The sequence below is a fragment of the Streptomyces sp. WELS2 genome (genome assembly GCF_013870595.1).
Classification (GTDB): domain Bacteria; phylum Actinomycetota; class Actinomycetes; order Streptomycetales; family Streptomycetaceae; genus Streptomyces.
The window spans coordinates 1-1391 of record NZ_JACBWZ010001231.1; the positions used below are offsets into that span (position 1 = coordinate 1).

Below are 1391 nucleotides of genomic sequence, written 5' to 3' on the forward strand. Positions count from 1 at the left end.
ACGGTGCCCTGGCTGCGGGTGGCCGCGGCGTACGCCTGGCGGCTGATCCTTGTCGGGGCCGCCGTCTACGGGGTGTTCAGCGTCCTCGGCAGCTTCCAGCTGGTCGCCGTGGCGCTGTTCGTCGCGCTGGTGGTGACGTCCGTGCTGCGCCCGCCCACCGACCTGCTCGCCCGGTTCCTGCCCCGGCCGCTGTGCGTGGCCGTGACACTGGTGGGCAGTCTGGTGCTGCTGCTGGGTCTGTTCGCGCTGGTGGGCAGCGCGGTGGCGGACGAGTCGGGGCGGCTGGCGAACGAGTTCCGCGGCGGGGTGGACCGCATCGAGCAGTGGCTGCGCAGGCCGCCGTTCCGGCTGGGTCCGGGCGCGCTGTCCCGGCTGCAGCAGCAGGTGACGCATTACGTGACCACGCACCGGTCGGCGCTGATCGGCAGCGCGGTCGGCGAGCTGGGCCGGGTGGTGGAACTGGTCACCGGTGCCGCGCTGGCGCTGTTCGCGTCGGTGTTCTTCCTGCACTCCGGGGAGCGTCTGTGGGCCTGGGCGCGGGACCGGCTGCTGCCGAGCGGTGCCCGTGCGGTGTGGGACCGGGCGGGCGGGGCGGCCTGGCGGACCTTCGCGGGGTACACGCGCGGCATCATCATCGTGGCCGCCACCAACGCGGTGCTGGTGGGCGTGGTGCTGCTGGTGCTGAAGGTGCCGCTGGCGCTGCCGCTGACGCTGCTGGAGTTCTTCGCCGCGTTCGTGCCGCTGGTGGGTTCCCCGGTGGCACTCGGGGTGGCCACGGTGGTCGCCCTGGCCGGGCGAGGACCGCTGACGGCGGCGGGGGTGCTGGTGCTGATCGTGGTGATCGGCCAGCTGGAGGGGCATGTGCTGCACCCGGTTGTGATGAGCTGGGCGGTGCGGCTGCATCCGCTGGTCGTGGCCGTGTCGGTGATCTCGGGCAGCATCGTCGCGGGGGTGATCGGCGCGGTGGTGGCGGTGCCGCTGGTGTCGGTGGTGTGGGCGGTGCTCAACGCGCTGCGGGCGGGGCCCTCCGAACCGTCGGCCGGCTCGAACAAGCGATCAGGTGTTCCCTTGAACAGGTGATCGTCGCTCGTGTGACCACCGTGGCCGGTGTGCCGGGACGACACTCGTGATGTGCGAACGGACGGGCTGCAGACCGGAGTTCACACACGTCCCACTGGGAAACACCGCAAGGAGCAGCACGACATGAACCTTCTCACCGACATCCTCGCCGGCCTCGCCCACTTCCTCGGGTGGCTGATCTGACGCCGCGAGGCGTGTGAGGAAGGCGGCGCCGTCTCCCCGTCCCAGGGAGGCGGCGCCGCCGTCGTGTGCGCCGGTGTGGCATGGAAGGGCGCGGGAGGTGGCACCCGGGCCCGCGTGCGTGGGATACG

Annotated in this window: 2 protein-coding genes; both read left to right on the plus strand. The window is 72.3% G+C overall.

Going from position 1 to position 1391, the window contains the following annotated elements:
• Window positions 1-1080: AI-2E family transporter (locus H5J33_RS35275; RefSeq protein WP_181798720.1), on the plus strand; the 1080-nt coding region annotated here is incomplete at its 5' end.
• Window positions 1081-1131: 51 nt separating this feature from the next.
• Window positions 1132-1263, plus strand: coding sequence for a hypothetical protein (locus H5J33_RS38150; protein ID WP_258565622.1), 132 nt, complete (start codon window positions 1132-1134; stop codon window positions 1261-1263).
• Window positions 1264-1391: the final 128 nt, after the last annotated feature.